We start from the raw sequence: 20,878 nt of genomic DNA on the forward strand, positions 1-20,878 counted from the left end.
CACGAGCAGATACTTGGTCACAAACACACACACTGCCACGCAACGATACATTTTCTAAATAATAAAATTTAGATAATTTATATTAAAAAAGGAGGAATAAAGTTTCCTCCTTTTTTATTTCTACTTTTACTTTTGTTGATAAGGATAAAATCTATTTGCTTTTAAATCCCCCTCAATCTCTTCTAACGTTTTTCCTTTGGTTTCAGGAACTAAGAAAATAATAAAAATGACTGCAATAATAGAAATCAATGCATACAACCAAAATGTATAAGTAGCACCCAATGCCGTCACCAGACTTAGCGTTGTCAGTGTTACAATCAAATCAAAAAACCAGTGACTAAAAGAACCTAAACTTGCCCCTTTGCCACGAACAAATAATGGATAGACTTCGGCATTGATCAGCCAAATACAAACACCAAATCCTCCACAATTTAACATTAGATAAGCCCCCAAACAAACAACAACCAGAATTTTACTGAAGTCTGTTTGCGGCCCAGCCCCCATGAACAAATATCCCATTACAATCAGTGCAACGATGGAACCAGGAATAGTCCATAATAAATAGCGACGACGGCCGATCTTATCAACAAGCACACTACCAATCATGGTCATAATAACGACCAGTAAAGTACTTGCCCCTGTTCCTAAAATCGCGGCTTTTTGTGAAAAACCTGCGTGGGTCAAAATTGTTGGTGCATAATAAATTAACGCATTATTTCCCGTTATTTGTGAAAACATTGCAATAGAAGCACCGACAATAACTGCGGGTCTAATCCAAGGTTGAGCAAGATCTTTCCACGTACCTTGAGGTTGATTTGTGACTGTGTGTATTTCATCAATTTCTGCTTGTGCCGAGGCAGAGTTACCACGTAGTTTTTCCAGGATCTTAAAAGCTTCTTGATCACGTTTTTGCATAACCAACCAACGTGGGCTTTCAGGTAATAAAATCATTCCGGCAAGTAATATTATTGCAGGAATAACGCCTAGACCAAACATCCACCGCCAATGATCCCCCAATACAAACCCACTGAAATAGGCCACGGTAATTCCAAATACGACCATGAATTGGAATAAAACAACCATTTTACCACGATGTTGTGGTGGTGCCACTTCAGCAATATAAACAGGAATAATTTGTGTTGAACTCCCTGCTGATAGTCCTAGTAAAAAACGTGAAGCAATTAAAAATACCATATTAGGAGCACAAGCGGATGCAATAGATCCCAACGCAAAAACAACCCCTACAGCAACAACCATAACGCGACGACCCAAACGGTCAGATATAGGACCAGTCCCTAGACAACCAAATAAAGCCCCAAAAATAATCGCACCAGTCACAAGTTGTTTGTTGAGATCATCAAGCGCAAACTGCTTTCCTAACCCTAATAAAGCAACGCCAATGACCCCCGTGTCGTAGCCAAATAATAATCCACCTAAAGCGGCAATTACCGCTATGGCGATAACAACTGCCGTACTTTGTGGTACATGCACATCAGCTTGCCCCAATGATGCCATAAATTTGCTCCAATATAGAATGTTATTAAATGAATTAGTCAAAAGATAGCTAAATATATCAGCACAAAATTAGAAGTTATCGTACAAAATTTATGGAACATCACGATGTTGTGATCAGAAATGTTTACAACAAAAGGGATGGTAAGATTTTACTTTTTTTATCTTATTAAGAAGGTTAAATTCTTCTTAAAAAACAAACCTTTGTAGTATGAATATTATGAATTTCTAAATCATCAAAATTTGATAAAGAGAATCGTATATTACAAAAATTGTTAACTTTTAATTTTAAGAAAGATGATAAAAACTCTTAAACCAGTTTATAAAACGACAAGTACCATCTTTTAATAATGTTTTAGGGGACCACCCTGTTATTTTATATATCTCACTAATATCTGACAAAGTAGCTTCAATATCAGTTTCGGGGCGCTTTATATATTGAACATTAGCCGTTTTTCCCAAATTAACTTCCAAATATTTAATTAAATATTCTACACGTTCCCTACGGCTATTTCCAATATTCAAAAGATTATAATCTTCTAAATCAGAACAGTCCCATAAACTTAACATCGCATCAACTACATCATCAATATAGGTAAAATCCCTTGAAAGATCGGCCCCCCTATATAATGTGATAGTCCGACCGTTAATAATAGAATTGGCAAAGATGTAATAGGCCATGTCAGGACGTCCCCAAGGACCATAGACCGTAAAAAAGCGTAACCCCGTCTGTTTGATCCCATAAAGATGATAATACGTAAATGACAGTAACTCTGCCGAACGTTTTGACGCTGCATACACTGAGCTTGGTAAATCAACTCTATCATTCTCACTAAAAGGTAGTTTAGTGTTCAAGCCATAAACCGAGGAAGAAGAAGCATAAAAAATACGTTGTAAATTTGGCAACTGACGTGCCAACTCTAAGATATTCAAATGACCGTTGATATTTGTTTGAACATATGAAAAGGGATTTTGTAGAGAATACCTTACCCCTGCTTGGGCAGCTAAATGAATAATATATCGAATATCACATTCGTAACGATCGAATACACTTGCCATCGCATGCTGGTCTGTTATGTCAACTTGATGAAATTCAAAATTCTTAAATTGTTGTAATTGTTTAAGACGACTATATTTTAAAACAGGTGCATAATAATCATTGAGATTATCGATACCAACAACTTTCTCACCACGTTCCAATAATGCTTTGGAAATATAAAAACCAATAAATCCTGCTGCACCTGTTACCAAGCAAACCACGTTAATCCCTTAAATAAAAATAACTTAAAAAATTAATATTCCAAAATATAAAAATAGCAAATTAAATATAACATACATGCTAAATAATATGCTAATTTTAAACAAAGCCTTTAATTCATAGTGTTCAATTTTTATATAAAAGCAATATGAATATTGTCATAAAATGATATGATTAAACATAGTATTATGATTGAAGCACGATTATTCATCATATAGAATAAGCTAATTTATTACTTACTTTTAAAAAACAGTTAGGAGACTGCAAGATGACTAAAACAAAAAGTGCTCTTCACCCTACACGTAATAATCTACCTTCCAATACCAAAACCGTAGTTATTCAACTACTGAACAAACGCCTTGCCGATGGTTTAGATATAGCTTTAATCACCAAACAAGCCCATTGGAATTTAAAAGGACCACAATTTATTGGCGTCCATACCATGGTTGATGGCTTTCGTACTGAACAAGATACATTCAATGATGAAATGGCTGAAAGGATCACTGCTCTGGGTGGAACAGCTTATGGTACCTCCCAAGCCATTACTGATACCTCAAGCATCACCCCATATCCGACCGATATTTATAATGTTGAGGATCATATCAAGGCATTAATTGAACGTTATGCGACATTTGCCAATGCCATTCGTCAAGCAATTGATGAAGCTGATGAAGCAGGTGATGCCGATACCGCAGATTTATTTACAGGTATTTCACGAGCAATGGACAAGCAATTATGGTTCCTTGAAGCACACATGCCTGTCACATCCAAATAATTAAAATGAACGTAAACTCTGCTATTATTTGTAATGGGCAGAGTTTACGTTTCAATTAAAATCTAGCAATCTACTTCTTTTTATTCCCTATTTCGACAGCCTCACCTTTGGAAACCGTGGATTGATCAGGTTCAAAGGCTGCACTATCAACAGTATCACCAACCGTAATTCCCAATTTTTCCGTAATCCCCCCCTGAAGTTCTAATGTTGCTATAACTGCGCCACGACTATTAATCGGGGCTAAACTGTAAGGGACAGTATTTTCTGCAATTGCCTGAATACGATGATGTCCATCTATAAAAACCATATCTAAGGGAACAAGCGTATTCTTCATCCACATATTGCTGGGTTGTGGGCCAGGCCAAACAAATAACATGCCCCCGTTTTCTGGGACATGGGGTCTAAACATCTCACCGACCTCTTGTTCTTTTGGAGTTTTAGCAATTTCCACTAGGAACTGATGCTTTTTCCCAGTTTTTGTCGTAATCGTTAATGGTTGCTTTGTTAACTCTGGTTGTGGCCGAGTAATTTCCGATTGATCATTTTGCGCAAACCCATCGATGATGGGAAATATTCCCACCATCCCCATACCTATGCTCACCATTAACCATTTCATATATTTTTGCATATATTTTTTACCTAAATTTCCAATTACATGAATCTTATGTTAAATTAAATAAGGATTGTTTAACCGTTCAAAACCAATTGTGCTGCCGATCCCGTGTCCTGGCAAAACATAAATATCATCCCCTAAAGGTAACAATTTTTCTTTAATTGTTTCAACCAAACAATCCCCATCACCGTAAGAAAAATCAGAACGTCCAATCGTTCCTTTAAATAAAACGTCCCCGGTAATCATAAATCTTGCCTTTGGTTCATAAAATACAACATGACCAGGGGTATGGCCAGGAACATGTAAAACTTCAAACGACATACCTTGAAATGATAACAGCTCTTTATCTTGTAAAAACCGGGTTGGAATTACATTCTCGGCTTCTTCAACATGAGTACCAAAATTAGTCATATCTTGTTTGACCTTGTCTAATAAAAACTTATCCTGACAAGAAGGACCCAAGATTGGCACAGAATTCTGATATTGTTGTTCTAAATGTCTTTGCAATGCCATCGTGACCCCCACATGATCAAAATGACCATGGGTTAATAAAATGGCCTGTATTTCCACATCAAGAGAATTAATCATTTGAAGTAAAGACATTAAATCCCCACCTGGATCACTAATAACGCCTTTTTTTATATCTGGATTCCAAATCAACATGCAATTTTGTCTTAACATGGTCACTGGCATAATCTCTATTTTCAGAGATGCAATTGAAAGAAACAAAAAACACTCCACTCTTTCTATAATATATTCCTATCATTGAAGGATTATATTCTATTAATCAATAATTCTCATCTATCTTTTTGTGTCCTCTTTACATCATAAATTATCACACTTCTAAATGTTACTTTATAAAATTGAAAAAAACCAAGATTATGTCTTGCTCTTACAGTCCTGATCCATTACTGAATAAGACATCTCATGAAATTTAATTGGTTCACATAGGGTTGTCGATGAAAAAGGTATTCATGCAAAATAACAAAAAAATTAAATTTGCTTCTTTTCTTTTAATGTTTTCTTGTATGTCTGGTGTAACGCATTATGCGCATGCACGCTCTACTCATCATGGACAAAAAAAATCTGTATCCCATGCTAAAAAAGCAAGCCATGGTGCTGCTGCACACAAAGTCTCTTTCAAAACCAGCAGTCACGCGTCAAAGAAACAACGCAACCATTATAAAACCAAGAGATTACGCTATGCTCATCGCTCTGGGGGTGGGCGTGTCATTCAATGTGTTGCTTTTGCACGTTCAGCCACAGAAGTACAACTAAGAGGGAATGCTGGAACTTGGTGGAATAAAGCTGAAGGGATCTATTCCCGTGGAAATACGCCAAAACCCAACAGTGTGTTGAGTTTCCGCTCTACAAGACGTATGCCCTATGGACATGTTGCCGTTGTTAGGCAAATTGTCGATTCTAGAACCATTATTATTGACCAATCCCACTGGGCACAAAGAGGCATCAGCCGAAATACACCTGTCATTGACGTTTCTCCAAATAACGATTGGACGGCTGTTCGCGTTGCTATGAATGGTAACAAAAATGCTTTTGGCAGCATTTATCCAACTCATGGATTTATTTACCCCAGTAATGATGACAGCGGTGAAATACGCAATGCATCAACAAAACGTAATTATCCTCAACAGCTAAGGACAAAAACTTGGTCTGCAGATGCTGCAACAGCCAGAGGATATTCAAAAGTAAATACTCAAGTAGCACTAGCACCCAACGTATCTGACGATTTTTTCGTTAATGATGCCCCAAATCGTTTTTTAAAATAACAAATGGATTTAGGGACGTCCCTGTCGGTGATATGGATGTCCCTGTATAATAGTTAACGCCCTGTATATTTGTTCTGCTAGTAATATTCTTACGAGCATATGGGGCCACGTAGATGCACCAAACGAGATGGTTGCATCAGAACGCTGAAGTGCTGTATTATGCAACCCTTCTGCCCCCCCTATCAAGAAAGAAATGGGTTTCGACTGTTCTAACCACAGCTGCATCTTTTTAGAAAATTCTATACTGCTATAATTTTTTCCACCCTCGTCCATACTGACCACAATAGAACGATCAGGCAATGCCTCTAACAAAGCCTGTGTTTCTTTTAGCTTGGATTCTTGGGGACTGCCTTTAGCTTCATTGACCTCAGTAATGGTTAATTTGGGTCGAATCCGTTTTACATACCGTGCAACCAGATCAAGTTCTGACTTATGCCGCATTTTTCCCACGGCAATAATATGAAACATTATACGCTGGGTTCTTCTGGCTCCTTGGGTTGTTCAGAAATTTCAACGTTCCAAATACGCTCGATATTATAATATTCACGTGCTTCTGCTTGGAATAAATGAACGATAACGTCGCCTGTATCTAACAACACCCAATCAGGACTACGCTCAATAGCAGTCCTTTTGATGCCATAATCAAATAATGCTTTGTCTAAATTTTCAGCCATCGCCATAATTTGACGGTCAACTAACCCTGTTGCGATAATCATTCGATCTGCAAAAGATGCCTTACCAACAAGATCAATGACAACGATGTTTTCAGCTTTATCATCCTCCAAAGAGGCAACCATTAAAGCAACCACCTCATTTAACTTTGCTTCATCCAACATTGTTGTTCTTTTTGGGCCTTCTTTTGGGCCTTCTTGAATCACATCTTTGCGTGAAATGTTTTCAGTCATATAAAATTCTTTTCCTTAATTATAGGAGTCTTCTAATAATTGTTTTTGCTGCAATCGTAATGCCGTTGCAGAAATTGTGTTTTCAGGAGCTGGAACAAAAACCCAAGCCGGTGCTTTGCAGTCCGCTAATATGGTTGAGTAACGTGATGGTAATCTTGTCTCTCTCGCCCATTGCGCTGCTTGCCCTTTTAATGCTGTATATATATAAGATGGCCTTGGAAAAACAGCCATAGGCACCAATCTTAGTATTTCTTGCCAATGTGACCATAGTGCCATTTGTGCCAAACCATCAGCTCCCATTAGCCAAACAAATTTACAGCAAGGGAAACGTTGTTGTACGATTTTAATAGTATCACAACTATAACGCGTGTGCAGTCTTGATTCTATATCTGTTGCAATCAATCGCCTTCCACTGAGATTTGCTTTAACTTTCTGATATCGCTCTTCGAAAGGAGCCATATCAGTACCAACTTTCAAAGGGTTACCAGGGGACACCATTAGCCAAACCTGGTCAAGACGTAAAAATTTTAATGCTCGATCAGCTAATTGCAAGTGTCCTTCATGAATAGGGTTAAAAGACCCCCCAAATAAGCCGACCCGTATTCGCCTTCTATCCCCCCAAGTTGGTATGGCAATCATTTAGGCCGCACCTGACCGCTTCCTAAAACTTCGTAGCGATAACTTGTTAATTGTTCAATTCCAACGGGTCCTCTGGCGTGTAATCGCCCTGTCGCAATCCCAATCTCTGCACCGAAACCGAACTCTCCACCATCACAAAATTGAGTTGATGTATTCCACATCACCACAGCACTCTGAACTGTGTCCATAAATTGTCGCGCGGCCTGTTCATCTTGCGTAATAATTGCTTCGGTATGACCACTACCATAACGTGCAATGTGTGCCAATGCGTCCTCTATATCCTTAACAACAGCAACGGACAACACACTATCCAGCCACTCAGTCGCAAAATCTTCAGACGATGCGAGCTTGATCTCATCAACGAGACCACAAGCCTCTTGATTACCAACAAAACGACATCCTAGCGCTTTCAAATCTTTGATCAATACTGGTAATAATTTTTTTGCTATTGCCTGATCGATAAGCAATGTTTCTGTAGCACCACAGATTCCAGTACGACGCATTTTAGCATTAGCAACGATTGAACGTGCCATATCGAAATCAGCAGCTTGATGTACATAGGTGTGACACAAACCTGCTGCATGTGCCAATACTGGAATACGGGCCTCTTTTTGCACAAAATGGATAAGGGATGATCCCCCTCTGGGAATCAATACATCTATCAGACCAGTAGCATGTAACATATCAGTGACATGCTGACGATCACTGTCGGGTGGCATGGCAATGATATCTGGGTTTAATCCTGCTGCGATAATCCCTTGTTTCATTGCTTTGTGAATAGCCAATGCTGTATGGTGGCAATCTGATCCACCACGTAAAATCACACCATTTCCAGATTTTAAGCAAATACCTACGGCATCAGCACCAACATTAGGACGACTTTCGTAAATCATCCCAACCACCCCTAAAGGGACTGAAACGCGTTTGAATTTTAATCCATTTGGACGTGTCCAAGCGGCCAATTCTTTTCCTAGAGGATCGGGCAACTTGGCAATATCTTCTAACCCAACTGCAATATTTTCAAGACGATCATGATTTAACGTCATGCGATCTTTGAAAGCATCACTTACCTTTGCACTTGCTAAATCTTGCATGTTTGCAGCCAAGATTGCTGTCTCCGCTGAACGTAGGGCTTGTGCTGCCAAAATTAATGCTTGATTACGTTGTTGCACATCACTGCGAGATAAATCATAAGCGGCAACACGAACTTTCTTGGCCAAATCAGCAATAATACCATTTTGGGATAAGGTGGAAACTGCCATAGTGCCTTATACTCCTTTATAACATGAGTAAAAAATGAATATTCTATCCATTATACATTAAAACGAAAAAGTAAAATGTCACCATCTTTGACAATATATTCTTTTCCTTCAACTCTGGCTTTCCCCGCCTCCTTTGCCCCGGCCTCCCCTTTAAATTGCACATAATCATCATATGCAACCGTTTCACAAGCGATAAATCCGCGTTCAAAATCGTTGTGAATCACAGCCGCTGCTTGAGGAGCTTTTGTTCCTTTAATGATAGTCCAAGCTCTGGTTTCTTTGGGGCCACAAGTAAAATACGTAATCAAATTCAATAAGTGATACCCTGCTGCAATCACACGATCCAAACCACTATTTTCCAGCCCCAAACCTGCCAGAAATTCCATTTGATCCTCTTTACCCAGTTGACTGACTTCTGCTTCAATATCCGCAGAAACAATAACGGCCTCTGCCCCTTGTGCCTTGGCCATTTGAACAACTTTTTCAGAATAGGCATTCCCAGTTGCAGCAGATTCTTCTTCAACATTACACACATATAAGACAGGCTTACTGGTCAAAAGTTGCAACCGTTCAACTGCTTTTTCTTCGCCTGGAGGTATTACATCACGAACTGCTTTCCCATCTTGCAGCGCTTTAATCAATGGCTCAATCAATGCCACCGCGGCTTGGGCTTCTTTATCATTCCCACGTGCTTTTTTCTGCAAGGGAATAATGCGCTTTTCAAGACTTTCTAAGTCGGCAATCATTAATTCTGTTTCTATGATCTCTGCATCGCGAATAGGATCAACCGATCCTTCGACATGAACAATATCATCGTTGTTAAAACAACGTAAAACGTGAATAATTGCATCCACTTCACGAATGTTGGCTAAAAATTGATTTCCTAAACCTTCACCTTTAGATGCCCCTTTAACCAATCCTGCAATATCGACGAACTCTAAACTGGTTGGAACGATCTGCTGGGAATTTGTGATTTTAGATAAGACAGTTAATCGAGGATCTGGAACTGCAACCCTACCAACATTGGGTTCAATTGTACAAAACGGATAATTCGCTGACTGTGCTGCAGCCGTTGCTGTTAACGCATTAAATAGGGTAGATTTCCCAACATTAGGCAACCCAACAATCCCACAATTAAACCCCATTTTTTACTCCTTTGTTAACAATGCAACTTTTGACATAAAAGCATCCATTTTTTCTTCGACTAATAATGGTGCTGATTGCGCAACCCCATCAATCAATGGATCCAACCATTCGTACTCATTTTTGGAAAAATTACTTAAAACATAATGCGCAACTTGTGCTTTGTCCCCTGGGTGACCTATACCCAAACGAACCCGCCAATAGTTTTGATTACTCATCATCTTATCGATTGACCGCAATCCATTATGTCCCGCTGCACCCCCACCTTTTTTGATACGCAACCGCCCAGGGGCAAGGTCAAGCTCGTCATGGAAAACAGCCATATTTTCAATTGGGATTTTATAAAAAGCAATTGCTTGCTGCACGCTTTCACCCGACAGATTCATATAAGTCATTGGTTTTAACAAAAGGATTTTTTCCCCTTGAATCGTTCCTTCGGCAACTTCGCCCCGAAAACGCTTGCGCCACGGGGTGAACCCGTGACGCTGCGCAATTCGATCGACCGCCATAAAACCAATATTATGACGGTGTGCCTGCATTCCAGACTCAGGATTACCAAGCCCAGTCCACAGTAACATCTTTTATTCTTTCTCTAATTGAAGTAAATTTATTCTTCAGCTGCTGCTTCAGATGCATCTTCTTCTGCACCCTCTTCTGCTGCTGCTTCGTCTTCAACTTCAACCGCAACTGTCGGTGCGGCAATAGTAGCGATCACAAAATCTTCTTCATTTTGATTGGTATGAGAAACGTTCTCAGTACCTTTAAGATCTGACCAACGAACAGTATCATGCAGATCTAACGCAGAAATATCAGCGATGAATGCTTCAGGAATGTGATCAACATCACAGTTAATTTCAACAGAATGTTGAACAACATTAAGAACACCATCACGTTTCATACCTGGGCATTCTTCTTCACCTTCAAAGTGAACAGGAATTTCAACGCGGATTTCTTGACCTGCAACCATGCGTTGGAAATCAACGTGTAATGGACGATCTGTTACAGGGTGCATTTGAACCGCACGCATCAAAGCAACAGAGGTTTTTTTACCATCAACAACAATTTGATACAATTGAGAACGCCAAGAACCATGCAATTCGCGCATAATGATACGAGGGTCAATTGCAATCATCGCAGGTTCAGATTTACCACCATATACAACGCCAGGTACTAGACCAGCACGACGAGTTGCGCGCGCTGCCCCCTTACCAGCCTTCGCACGCACTGCAACATTCAATTCAACAAACTTCTTTGCCACGTTAAAACTCCTAAAATATAAAAGGCAAAACAAAAACACCAACCTCCAGGGGTGTTGGTGCATGTTATGCTTTACCGAAAAAACTTATAAAATGCAAATATCTTTATAACAAAAACAAAGTTTTATTCTAAAGGTAATGCGTGTAACTCCCATGCCTTGCCCCCGTCAACAGGCGGACGGGCACACAAAGGTTGGGCATTGGGCAAACGTACATTCGCTTTTAACCCCATCATGTGACGCAACGAACGGAAAATACCACCATGGGCAACAATCAAGACATTCCCTTCCCCTGCCTTGCGAATGGAACGATTTACGGCTTCGCTGATCCGTGCGCATAATGTTTGGAAAGATTCCCCACCTTCTGGGGTAAATTTCCCTGCAATCCAATCATCGTACCATGGCCCCATTGGCTGGCCTTCCTCTGTACCAAAACAAACTTCTTTCAAACTGTCATCAAGTTCAACAGGAATCGTAACACCAACTTTTTCTTTGATAATTGCGGCTGTAATTTCAGCTGTGCGACGTGCACGCCCCAAAGGGGAACTGACAATTTGGGTAATGGGCAATTCCAATTGCTCCCAATGATTAGCAATTGCATTGCCTGCAGCCACGGCTTGTGATAAACCGACTGTATTTAATGGAATATCTGTGCGTCCTTGCGATAAATTACGTGCATTCCAATCGGTCTGACCATGACGCAAATACCAATAAGGACGTGTAAGTAAAGAAGACATAAAATAACCTTTACAAATAAATTAATCAAACAAAGACGAAACTGAACTTTCATCTGCAACGGCCCGAATGGCCCGTCCCAACAAATTATCCAAAGAAATTTGACGAATTTTAGTCGCCGCACGCACAGCATCAGATTTTAAAATGCTGTCTGTGATCACTAATTCACCAATAACAGAATTTTGCACTCTTTCTGGTGCACTGCCAGATAATACACCGTGTGTAACATAAGCATCAATAGCAGTCGCCCCAGCATTCATTAGCGCTTGCGCTGCATTGCACAAAGACCCACCGCTATCGATAATATCATCAACTAATAAACAATGACGACCCTCGACATTTCCAATGACGTTCATCACTTCGGAAACCCCAGCACGTTCACGGCGTTTATCTATGATCGCCAAATCCACGTCTAAACGTTTTGCCAATTGACGGGCTCGCACCACCCCCCCCACGTCTGGGGATACCACCATAATGTCGTTCTTCCCTGCGTGCTTTTTCATAATATCACGAGTAAATAAAGGAGCTGCATACAAATTATCAACAGGAATATCAAAAAAACCCTGAATCTGACCAGCATGTAGATCAAGGGTTAAAACACGATTAGCCCCAGCCTCTACCAATAAATTTGCAACCAGTTTTGCACTGATAGGTGTTCTGGGACCTGATTTACGATCCTGACGTGCATATCCAAAATAGGGAATAACCGCTGTAACCCGTCGTGCAGATCCGCGACGTAATGCATCCAACATAATCAATAATTCCATTAAATTATCATTGGTTGGATAACTTGTACTTTGTACTGCAAAAATGTCCTCGCCCCGAACATTTTCATAAATTTCAACAAATACCTCTTTATCCGCAAAACGCTGAACAGACGCATCACACAACGGCATCTTTAAATCCGCTGCCACAGCCTCTGCCAATGGGCGATTACTATTCCCAGAAATAATTTTCATTTATGCAACTCCAATATAAACCAGATCAACAAAAGATCCCGTTTTTATCCTTATTTAATTTTGTAACCCAGGTGGGGTAACCAATGGTGCCTTTGTCATACCACCATTTTCTGCCAAAGGTCGATTATTACGCCCTGAATAATTATCAATAACCCGTTTAATACCCCCAGCTGCCTCCTCACCAACAGCAGAACCCGTATCGCCCCAATATACATCTAAACTATGTGCGGGGACATCGTTTATTTGGGTTACTTTTCCAGCTTCCTTACCCTTTTTATCAACAATCCGCCAAACGACCTCAACATGCTGTACGGGATTCCCTCTTGTTCCTGCCGCACCATTTGTCACGCTTACATTACACCCAACACTATAATCTGCCTTACTCTTATCTTGCTGTATGGCATTTAATTTATCATTTAAAGAAACAACAAACTGTCTGGCAATAACTGTGTTCCCATCACCTGGGGCACCTTTTACCCCCTCAAAATAAATCTGGGCAGGGCGATTTTTTAAACTATGAGGATCTGATACCATCTGACGCGCCTGCAATCCCGTTAGCACCTCGTTTACAATTGGGGCTGCCTGCTGGGCAACCTGTGCGTAAATTGCTTCGTTCCCACTGGCCCAATCTTTCGTTGAAACAGGCATCGCATCACGCGTGGCTTGTACCTTACCATCAGGAGAGATGATGCTGAGTTTAGGCACCACCATATCCCCTTGGTTCTCAACTTTTGTGACTAATAACCATTCTCCCTTTTGTGCCTTGCCAACAACTGCAGGAACCGTTTGATCCAACATTGCTTTGGCAATGTCATGTGCAAGCACTGCCGATTCTTTGTCATTCAACAAAGATTCCGTTGGAACTGGGACAATTAATCGCGCAGGTGGAGGATTACTTAATACCCCCCCCTTATTGCCTGCTTGCTTTTCAAAAGGATGAGGAACCGTCATACAACCTATTAAAGGCGTAAAACTTAATAAACAGGCTACTATTTTAGAAACTCTAAAAAAAGATATCTCTTTCATCCGCAATTTATCCTTTGTAACAAGCAATAGCTGAAATTTGATGTCCCAATGGTCCACCTCCTGCCAATGTACGACGCCGATGACTGAAAAAATGTTTAGGGTCTGTTAACGTATCCCTTCCCAAACCTGCAACAATTCCAACGCGCCGTCTTTTTAAACGATCAATGCAATAATGACCTAAATCAAACAAATATTGATCATCTCGAATCAATTTAAAAAAGGAGCTTCCCTCTGGATCATACTCTAAAACTTGCTGACGCATGTCTTCTTTTACTTCGTATCGAGATCCATCAATACATGGGCCCACAACTGCAATAATTTCATGTATTTTTGCCCCCAAATTTTCCATTTGAGTTACAACCTCTTCCAAAATTCCACCAGCAGCGCCACGCCATCCTGCATGCGCAGCCCCCACAATTTTGCCATCGAACGTGCTTAATAAAATAGGTCCACAATCCGCAGTAACAACACTGACAGCAATATCTGGGTCATTTGTAACCCCACCATCAACCTCGTCGGCTGCACAATTTTCTTTGGTCACATACTCGATTTTGGTACTATGTATTTGCATGCCCCCCCATAAATTTTGAGGATCGACCCCCATAATATCTGCAACAATATGTCTGTTCTTTTGAATATGGGCAGGATTATCTTCGGTTTTTAACCCGCAATTTAATGAAGCATATCCACCTTCAGAAACACCCCCCAAGCGGGTGAAAAATCCATGTCGAACTATGTTCGATAATAAAGAATGACGAATAACACAAGGTTCAGCAGTCATGATTAGAAACATCCTTATCCATTTCAAAAGCAGGTGGAATTGGTAACTTTGGATGGCATATTGCCATTACTTTGAATAAATGTCCCATCTGAGCAGGGTCAATCAAACGATACACAGCATCCGCCAATTGTTGTTTTTCATCAACAGTTGCAATAGCCATTAGATTTTGGGCACGCAATAAAATACCCAATTGTTTTAAAAATTCACCCTGAGTCTGAATCCCGTAAACGCTGGCTCCTGCCTCTTGTGCGATCTCTTTTAACGCTAGAAAATCAATATGCGCTGTCAAGTCAGCACTACCAATAGGTGCCAAAGGGGATACTTTTTTTTGATGAGCAATTGCTTGCAATGTGTCACCAACAACAGAAACCGCATATCCATAATCAATAAATAATGCTGCCCCACCATCACAACAAATACGTTTTGCAATATCGTCTATAATTTGCTGTCCACTCTCACAGACTTCAACAATATCGCCAACTGAAATAGAACGGTTAAAAATAGGGACTTTTGGTAAATGGTTGATCGGGACTTGTATAAAGACATCACCCTTGACGTAACGTTCAGCCCAAGTCTGTGATGAATTTCGAACAAATTGACGTATGGGCAAAGCATCTAGAAATTCATTTGCGATCAGAATCATTGGCCCCTTGGGCAATGTTGCAATGGAATCGTACCACTCAACAGATAGATCGTTATGATTTGCAACAGCTTGTTGTTGGATCCGTTTTAAGCGAGGTGAAGTTTCAACGAACCTGACATGACACCGTTTATACAACTCTGGCGCTGCCTTACGAATAACACGCAGCACATCGGCCATCAAAGTGCCGCGCCCTGGACCGGCTTCAACCAAGGCTATATTCCCTTCAGCGGGCATGGATTGCATCACAACAACAACCCATGTTGCAATCATTTCACCAAATAATTGAGAGATTTCAGGAGCCGTAATAAAGTCAGAAAAAGGATCTTTGTTTGCATAATAAGCGGCATTTGCAGCCGCCATAAAATGATCTAACCTTACGGGAGAAGAATCAGTCATTCTCGATAACTAAACTTTTTAATTTTGGTAAACGATAAGACTGCCATATAAAGTACCCCCCAGCGATTGCCATTGGAATACATAAGATTTGCCCCATGGTTAAACCGAACGTCAAAAATCCCATAAAACTGTCTGGCTCTCGGAATAATTCACAAAAACTGCGCATAACAGCATATCCAAGTAAAAAAACTCCAGAAAGAAACCCTGCCTTTTCACGAACGGATTGTTTACGCGATAACAAAATCATAATCGTAAATAAAACCACCCCTTCTAAAAAGAATTCATATAATTCAGAAGGATGTCGCGCCCCAATCACATCTGGATAAATCATTCGCCATGGCAACCAATCTGGTGCAACACGTCCAACCAATTCACCATTAATGAAATTGGCCAACCTACCCAATCCTAACCCTAGGGGGACTACTGTTGTGACCCTGTCAGAAAAGCCAAGAAAACTTAGATGGTATTTACGAGTAAATAAAATTAATGCAAGAATAACGCCCAGTGCTCCACCATGAAACGACATCCCACCGTGCCAAACTTGTAAGATCATTAAAGGATGGGAAAAATATAAAGCAGGCTGATAAAATAAAACATACCCTAAACGCCCACCAATGACGACACCCAAAGTCGCCCAAGTCAAAAAATCGTCAACCTGCAATTTTGTTGCAACAACAGGCTCCTTTTTAACCAATCGTCTTACCAATAGCCACCCAGCAACCAATGCTGTAATATATGCCATAGCGTACCAACGAATAGCCAACGGGCCAAGCTGTAACATCACAGGATCAAAGTGCGGATAATGCAAAGGGCCAAACATAGAATAATTACTCTTTCAGCATCGATTCAAAAAGGAAGCATCTTAAAGGTAAGAATCTGCTTTTAGCAAGTAATCTTGAACATACTGGCCAATCCCATTTTCTAATGAAGTAAATGCTTTGTTATATCCAGCCCCTTGCAAACGGCGCATATCGGCCTGGGTAAAATATTGGTATTGCCCCTTAAGTGCTTCTGGCATCTCAATGAAATCAACCTGCTTTGACACGTTCATAGCCCCACAAACAGCATAAGCTAAATCTAAATATGTTCTGGCCTGACCCGTACCGCAATTATATATTCCGTTAACTTGTGGATTATTTAACAACCATAAAATTACATCCACAACATCCCCAACCCAAATAAAATCGCGCGCCTGCGCACCATCAACCAGCCCCTCTTGATCTGATTTAAATAATTTAGGGGCTTGCCCTTGAACAATATCGTCAAATTTCACCTTAACGACCGAAATCATTTTTCCTTTATGATATTCGTTGGGGCCATAAACATTGAAAAATTTTAAACCAACCCATTGCGGTGGGGTGGGTTGTTCCTGTGCAACGATATCCAAGACTTGCATATCAAAAGCCTGTTTTGACCAACCATACAAGTTTAAGGGTTTTAACAATCCGATATTTTGAGGATCATCGTTAAAATCTTGGGCTTGATTAGCCCCACCATAAGTGGCCGCAGAAGAGGCATAAATAAATCTTACTTCATTTTTTGTGCACCATTTCCACAACCGCATAGATAGGTCAACATTCGTTTTCCAAACCAAATCCCCATCTTTGGCAGTTGTTTCACTTATTGCCCCTAAATGGATAACAGCCGTAACATCTTTTGCAGTTGCTAGAAAATTATCCATATTCTCTGGCAAAATGATATCATCTGGAATATGCTTGGCAACATTACGCCATTTTCCCTGATCACCAAGCCAATCGACAATCACTGTTCTCTCTTTAAGCTGATAAAGCTTGGCTTGTAAACATGAGCCAATAAACCCTGTAGCACCAGTAATGATAATCATGATATTTTCGTATACGCAGATTTAGGTTAAAATTAAAATTATTTATACAAAACATGATAACTACCTATAATAGATTATTCCAGTCTATTATTCGCTTTTTAACTAATTTAAGGATGAAACATATGCCTGATCGTAAAAAAATGTTCAACGATGCTTCCAAAGCTGCTGGCGGGGCGTTTTCTGTATTTAGCGGTATAAAAGAAGAAATTGGTGCCATTGTAAAAGGACGTGTTGATGAAATTTTATCAACCCTACATCTGGTTCGTCGTGAAGAATTCGAAATCATCAGCGAGATTGCCAGTCGCACCCGTTCTGCCCAAGAAAAATTAGAAGAGCAAGTTGAACAACTTGAAAAACGTCTTAATCAATTAGAAGGTCGCTCTGACCATAACGACTCATCTACGTCAAATTAAAACGTAACAAACTGACGCACGCCAGTTATAATTTATATTTAACGACAAGGATAATCCTAAAATGGATCTTATCGAATGGAAAGATTTTGAAAAAATACTAATGGTTACTGGCACCATTACCCGTATCGAGGACTTCCCCCAAGCCCGCAAACCCGCCTATCAAATATGGGTTGATTTTGGCAATTATGGGGAACGGAAAACCAGTGCACAATTAGTACGGCTTTATCAAAAAGAGGATCTGCTAGGAAAACAAATTGTTGGCATTATCAATTTTCCAGAAAAACAGATTGGTCCATTCCGATCCCAATTTTTATTAACAGGATTTGAGACTGAAGAAGGCGTGGTTATTACCACAGTTGAACGTCCTGTTCCCAACGGTACCAAAATTTCTTAATATTGAAGATTTATATGCTTTTTACTTCAATATCAACTTAACTATGAAGGAATAATTGATGTCAAATATACCCCCTATTCTTCTAATTGGTTGCGGCCATATGGGCAAAGCAATGTTGAAAGGATGGATACAAAAAGGATTATCCCCTTCTTTTATTGTGCATCGTCATGAAATAGAATTACCAGCCCCCCACAAACGGGTAAATTCTGTTCACGATATCCCCCAAGATTTTAAACCTGCCGCTATTATTTTGGCAACAAAACCCCATCAAGCGCAAGAAATCATTCCCGATCTTGCACCATGGTCAAAAAATGCAGTTAACATTTCCGTGCTTGGTGGACGTAATTTAACATGGCTTGAACAACAATTTGGTTCAGATACAGCCATTGTCAGAGCAATGCCAAATACTCCATCTGAACTAGGGCTGGGCATGACATCAGCCATTGGAAACCCAATTGTAAATTCGCACCAAAAAGAATTAACAGACGCTCTGCTTCGTGCCATTGGCGAAGTAGCATGGTTGCAATCAGAACAAGATATGGACGTAGCCACTGCGATTGCTGGATCTGGCCCTGCTTATATTTTCTTATTGGCCGAACTATTACAAAAAGTAGGAGAAGAAAAAGGCCTATCAAAGGAATTAGCAAAGTTATTGGCACGACAAACAGTTGTTGGTTCTGCTGCTTTGTTAAGTCGTTCCAAAGAAGAATCAGAAGACTTACGTAAAGCGGTTGCCACCCCTAACGGAATTACTGAACGTGCAGTGAATGTCTTGATTGATCGCAAAGCTTGGCCAGATGCATTATCCAAAGCCATTCAAGCAGCAGCAGATCGTTCAAAAGAGATGGCATCATAATCGATCTTTTTTATCAAATTAACGGCCTATATCCAAACATATAGGTCATCGACACGATTTACGAGGTAAGTTTATGAACAACGAAGAAATCCAACTGCAATTATTTAACAAAGCTATGACGCTAGCAGCCCAAAACGGATGGAGCTCCATGTCCGTTGCCCAAGCCGCGCAACAAGCAGATATTCCACTTAATCTAGCGCGCCGATATTTTCCTTGCAAATCATCTCTGCTGTTATATCTAAACCGTCTGGCCGATGAAACAGCTTTAGAACAAAAATACCAAGATCAACCCGTGGCAGAATATCTTTTCGATTTATTCATGAGCAGGTTCGATTTATTTCAAGAATATCGCAATGGTATCATTTCAGCCCTACGTACCCTGCCTTTTAATCCGCCTTTGGCAATCATGATGGGCATAGCAACACAGAACAGTATGCGTTGGATTGCCGAATCGGCACAAATAAATACCCATGGAGTAAGAGGGCTGGCATGTATTAAAGGATTAACCGCGATTTGGACTTTGACATTGCGTGTATGGATCAAAGATGACAGCCAAGATCTTTCCCAAACCATGGCATCCCTGGATCAAGCCATTAAAAAGGCTGGTAAATTAGCCCCCTATTTTGTAACAAAAACAAATGATACTCATGCAGAAAGTGCTTCTTTCGCAAAGGATGAATCTTATAATTTAGATGAAAACAAATAATTTTTTTCTTTTTTTTATTTTTTCTCTTTACGTTCTGCAAGAAGTCGTCTAAAAGATGCTTCGTAACCAACGTTGGGGTGTAGCCAAGCGGTAAGGCAGCGGATTTTGATTCCGCCATGCGGAGGTTCGAATCCTCCCACCCCAGCCATTTTGGTTATATTTTAATTTTAAGGTTTGTTATTGACCAAGCCAATAAAATCATTTCATTTCCCCTGTAATCATCAAACCTTGTCGTGTGAGTTATACCCTCCACATCCTTTGACACGTCAAAAGAAAATTACGATTTCTATTACGTCAAATCATATTATCAAAATTCGTGCCCCAATACGTACCCCCCTTAAAACGATTACAGCTTTATTAACAGACCATAGTCACTGGATCGTTAAACAGCTTCACAAGAAAAAAAAACCTGTTGTTTTAAATTACACGCATCTTGAACCCCATTTATATCTTGGAAAGTTTTATCCTTTATATATTGATGAAAATCCAAACCAAAAACAAAATATATTATTTCAAAACCATCAAATATATATTTCTGTGCGGTATTATACCCCTTATAAAATATATGCCTTATTAGACAACGCCTATCACTTTCAAGCGTTACAATATTTTACACAACGTATACATAATTTTCAGGCACAGACCCCTTGGATTAACTGGAAATGCCCGCCAATCCTGCGTATTAAAAAAATGACCAGCCGTTGGGGCAGTTTTACAAATAAAAATACGGGCATCATAACCCTTAACCAGCATTTAATCAAAGCGTGTCCCCAATGTATTGATTATGTTATTTTACACGAACTTTGCCACGCAGCTGAAATGAATCACAGCAAGCGATTTTATGTATTGTTAGATAAAATCATGCCTGATTGGCGTCTATGGCAGTCACAAATCCATCAACAGAGTGCCTTACTTCTTTACAACCCCACTCCAAAAGCAGACAATCGGTAAATTCAGTTTCATTTTTGTCTTGTCCT

At 40.0% G+C, this 20,878-nt stretch carries 27 protein-coding genes and 1 tRNA gene (1 of these 28 running past the window's edge); 10 read left to right on the forward strand and 18 right to left on the reverse strand.

Going from position 1 to position 20,878, the window contains the following annotated elements; genetic code table 11:
• Positions 1–62 carry the final stretch of a TIGR04086 family membrane protein gene (locus QJV27_RS05595; protein ID WP_281447965.1) on the forward strand. It extends 991 nt beyond the left edge of the window, so 62 of the gene's 1,053 nt are visible here — the last part of the coding sequence; the start codon falls outside the window, past its left edge; the stop codon is at positions 60–62.
• A gap of 64 nt (positions 63–126) precedes the next feature.
• Here the strand turns inward: QJV27_RS05595 and QJV27_RS05600 are convergent, their stop codons facing one another.
• Positions 127–1,506 carry a sugar porter family MFS transporter gene (locus QJV27_RS05600; RefSeq protein WP_408869636.1) on the reverse strand — a complete coding sequence of 460 codons (1,380 nt, stop codon included), beginning with the start codon at positions 1,504–1,506 and terminating at the stop codon, positions 127–129.
• Between QJV27_RS05600 and QJV27_RS11135 the strand changes: the two genes are divergently transcribed.
• Positions 1,454–1,564, forward strand: a complete 111-nt coding sequence (locus QJV27_RS11135) for a 4Fe-4S binding protein (RefSeq protein WP_408869619.1) — start codon at positions 1,454–1,456, stop codon at positions 1,562–1,564. The two genes, QJV27_RS05600 and QJV27_RS11135, sit on opposite strands and share 53 nt — an antisense overlap.
• Positions 1,565–1,800: 236 nt before the next feature.
• Here QJV27_RS11135 and QJV27_RS05605 read toward each other — a convergent pair whose 3' ends face one another.
• Positions 1,801–2,772 (reverse strand): SDR family NAD(P)-dependent oxidoreductase, encoded by a 972-nt coding sequence (locus tag QJV27_RS05605; protein WP_281447967.1) that lies wholly within the window; start codon positions 2,770–2,772, stop codon positions 1,801–1,803.
• Between the two features lie 266 nt (positions 2,773–3,038).
• Between QJV27_RS05605 and dps the strand changes: the two genes are divergently transcribed.
• Entirely contained in the window at positions 3,039–3,545 is a 507-nt protein-coding gene (gene dps / locus QJV27_RS05610; RefSeq protein WP_281447968.1) for a DNA starvation/stationary phase protection protein Dps, read from the forward strand.
• A 70-nt stretch (positions 3,546–3,615) separates the two neighbouring features.
• Here the strand turns inward: dps and QJV27_RS05615 are convergent, their stop codons facing one another.
• Both QJV27_RS05615 and QJV27_RS05620 read right to left on the reverse strand, forming a co-directional pair.
• Positions 3,616–4,128 carry a DUF192 domain-containing protein gene (locus tag QJV27_RS05615; protein WP_408869637.1) on the reverse strand — a complete coding sequence of 171 codons (513 nt, stop codon included), beginning with the start codon at positions 4,126–4,128 and terminating at the stop codon, positions 3,616–3,618.
• Positions 4,129–4,212: 84 nt separating this feature from the next.
• On the reverse strand, positions 4,213–4,887 hold the full coding sequence (locus QJV27_RS05620; RefSeq protein ID WP_281447970.1) for an MBL fold metallo-hydrolase: 675 nt from the start codon (positions 4,885–4,887) through the stop codon (positions 4,213–4,215).
• 230 nt (positions 4,888–5,117) lie between these two features.
• Between QJV27_RS05620 and QJV27_RS05625 the strand changes: the two genes are divergently transcribed.
• The gene (locus QJV27_RS05625; protein WP_281447971.1) at positions 5,118–5,945 is read left to right on the forward strand and encodes a CHAP domain-containing protein; all 828 of its coding nucleotides are present in this window, start codon (positions 5,118–5,120) and stop codon (positions 5,943–5,945) included.
• Positions 5,946–5,954: 9 nt separating this feature from the next.
• Here the strand turns inward: QJV27_RS05625 and QJV27_RS05630 are convergent, their stop codons facing one another.
• The 14 genes from QJV27_RS05630 to rfaD form a co-directional block, all read right to left on the reverse strand.
• Positions 5,955–6,413, reverse strand: coding sequence for a 23S rRNA (pseudouridine(1915)-N(3))-methyltransferase RlmH (locus QJV27_RS05630; RefSeq protein WP_281447972.1), 459 nt, complete (start codon positions 6,411–6,413; stop codon positions 5,955–5,957).
• Positions 6,413–6,850 (reverse strand): ribosome silencing factor, encoded by a 438-nt coding sequence (rsfS, locus tag QJV27_RS05635; protein ID WP_281447973.1) that lies wholly within the window; start codon positions 6,848–6,850, stop codon positions 6,413–6,415. Before rsfS ends, QJV27_RS05630 begins: the two co-directional genes overlap by 1 nt.
• Positions 6,851–6,865: 15 nt before the next feature.
• On the reverse strand, positions 6,866–7,489 hold the full coding sequence (locus QJV27_RS05640) for a nicotinate-nucleotide adenylyltransferase (protein WP_281447974.1): 624 nt from the start codon (positions 7,487–7,489) through the stop codon (positions 6,866–6,868).
• Positions 7,486–8,751: a glutamate-5-semialdehyde dehydrogenase gene (locus tag QJV27_RS05645; protein ID WP_281447975.1), complete on the reverse strand. Its 1,266-nt coding sequence runs from the start codon at positions 8,749–8,751 to the stop codon at positions 7,486–7,488. The genes QJV27_RS05640 and QJV27_RS05645 overlap by 4 nt, the downstream gene beginning before the upstream one ends.
• Before the next feature lie 50 nt (positions 8,752–8,801).
• Complete coding sequence (ychF, locus tag QJV27_RS05650) at positions 8,802–9,896, reverse strand: redox-regulated ATPase YchF (RefSeq protein ID WP_281447976.1); 1,095 nt, start codon at positions 9,894–9,896, stop codon at positions 8,802–8,804.
• A gap of 3 nt (positions 9,897–9,899) precedes the next feature.
• A complete protein-coding gene (gene pth, locus QJV27_RS05655) occupies positions 9,900–10,472 on the reverse strand; it encodes an aminoacyl-tRNA hydrolase (protein ID WP_281447977.1) in 573 nt (190 codons plus the stop codon).
• 29 nt (positions 10,473–10,501) lie between these two features.
• Entirely contained in the window at positions 10,502–11,152 is a 651-nt protein-coding gene (locus QJV27_RS05660; RefSeq protein WP_281447978.1) for a 50S ribosomal protein L25/general stress protein Ctc, read from the reverse strand.
• 122 nt (positions 11,153–11,274) lie between these two features.
• The gene (locus tag QJV27_RS05665; protein ID WP_281447979.1) at positions 11,275–11,886 is read right to left on the reverse strand and encodes a histidine phosphatase family protein; all 612 of its coding nucleotides are present in this window, start codon (positions 11,884–11,886) and stop codon (positions 11,275–11,277) included.
• Positions 11,887–11,907: 21 nt separating this feature from the next.
• Complete coding sequence (locus tag QJV27_RS05670) at positions 11,908–12,843, reverse strand: ribose-phosphate pyrophosphokinase (RefSeq protein ID WP_281447980.1); 936 nt, start codon at positions 12,841–12,843, stop codon at positions 11,908–11,910.
• A gap of 54 nt (positions 12,844–12,897) precedes the next feature.
• Positions 12,898–13,869, reverse strand: coding sequence for a hypothetical protein (locus tag QJV27_RS05675; RefSeq protein ID WP_281447981.1), 972 nt, complete (start codon positions 13,867–13,869; stop codon positions 12,898–12,900).
• 7 nt (positions 13,870–13,876) lie between these two features.
• Positions 13,877–14,650, reverse strand: coding sequence for a peptidoglycan editing factor PgeF (gene pgeF / locus QJV27_RS05680; RefSeq protein WP_281447982.1), 774 nt, complete (start codon positions 14,648–14,650; stop codon positions 13,877–13,879).
• On the reverse strand, positions 14,640–15,689 hold the full coding sequence (locus QJV27_RS05685; RefSeq protein ID WP_281447983.1) for a class I SAM-dependent methyltransferase: 1,050 nt from the start codon (positions 15,687–15,689) through the stop codon (positions 14,640–14,642). The genes pgeF and QJV27_RS05685 overlap by 11 nt, the downstream gene beginning before the upstream one ends.
• On the reverse strand, positions 15,682–16,509 hold the full coding sequence (gene lgt, locus QJV27_RS05690; protein WP_281447984.1) for a prolipoprotein diacylglyceryl transferase: 828 nt from the start codon (positions 16,507–16,509) through the stop codon (positions 15,682–15,684). The genes QJV27_RS05685 and lgt overlap by 8 nt, the downstream gene beginning before the upstream one ends.
• 42 nt (positions 16,510–16,551) lie before the next feature.
• Positions 16,552–17,532, reverse strand: a complete 981-nt coding sequence (rfaD, locus tag QJV27_RS05695) for an ADP-glyceromanno-heptose 6-epimerase (RefSeq protein ID WP_281447985.1) — start codon at positions 17,530–17,532, stop codon at positions 16,552–16,554.
• Between the two features lie 122 nt (positions 17,533–17,654).
• Here rfaD and QJV27_RS05700 point away from each other — a divergent pair, with 122 nt between their 5' ends.
• The 6 genes from QJV27_RS05700 to QJV27_RS05725 all read left to right on the forward strand — a co-directional run bounded on the left by QJV27_RS05700 (position 17,655) and on the right by QJV27_RS05725 (position 20,852).
• Positions 17,655–17,945 (forward strand): accessory factor UbiK family protein, encoded by a 291-nt coding sequence (locus QJV27_RS05700; protein WP_281447986.1) that lies wholly within the window; start codon positions 17,655–17,657, stop codon positions 17,943–17,945.
• A gap of 61 nt (positions 17,946–18,006) precedes the next feature.
• A complete protein-coding gene (locus tag QJV27_RS05705) occupies positions 18,007–18,339 on the forward strand; it encodes a tRNA-binding protein (RefSeq protein ID WP_281447987.1) in 333 nt (110 codons plus the stop codon).
• Between the two features lie 58 nt (positions 18,340–18,397).
• Positions 18,398–19,195, forward strand: coding sequence for a pyrroline-5-carboxylate reductase (gene proC, locus QJV27_RS05710; RefSeq protein ID WP_281447988.1), 798 nt, complete (start codon positions 18,398–18,400; stop codon positions 19,193–19,195).
• Positions 19,196–19,268: 73 nt separating this feature from the next.
• Complete coding sequence (locus QJV27_RS05715) at positions 19,269–19,901, forward strand: TetR family transcriptional regulator (RefSeq protein WP_281447989.1); 633 nt, start codon at positions 19,269–19,271, stop codon at positions 19,899–19,901.
• Positions 19,902–19,974: 73 nt separating this feature from the next.
• A tRNA-Gln gene (locus tag QJV27_RS05720) sits at positions 19,975–20,049 on the forward strand.
• Positions 20,050–20,081: 32 nt separating this feature from the next.
• A complete protein-coding gene (locus QJV27_RS05725; RefSeq protein WP_281447990.1) occupies positions 20,082–20,852 on the forward strand; it encodes a M48 family metallopeptidase in 771 nt (256 codons plus the stop codon).
• The last annotated feature ends 26 nt before the right edge of the window (positions 20,853–20,878 follow it).

This window comes from Commensalibacter oyaizuii (assembly GCF_029953265.1).
GTDB classification, from domain to species: Bacteria; Pseudomonadota; Alphaproteobacteria; order Acetobacterales; family Acetobacteraceae; genus Commensalibacter; species Commensalibacter oyaizuii.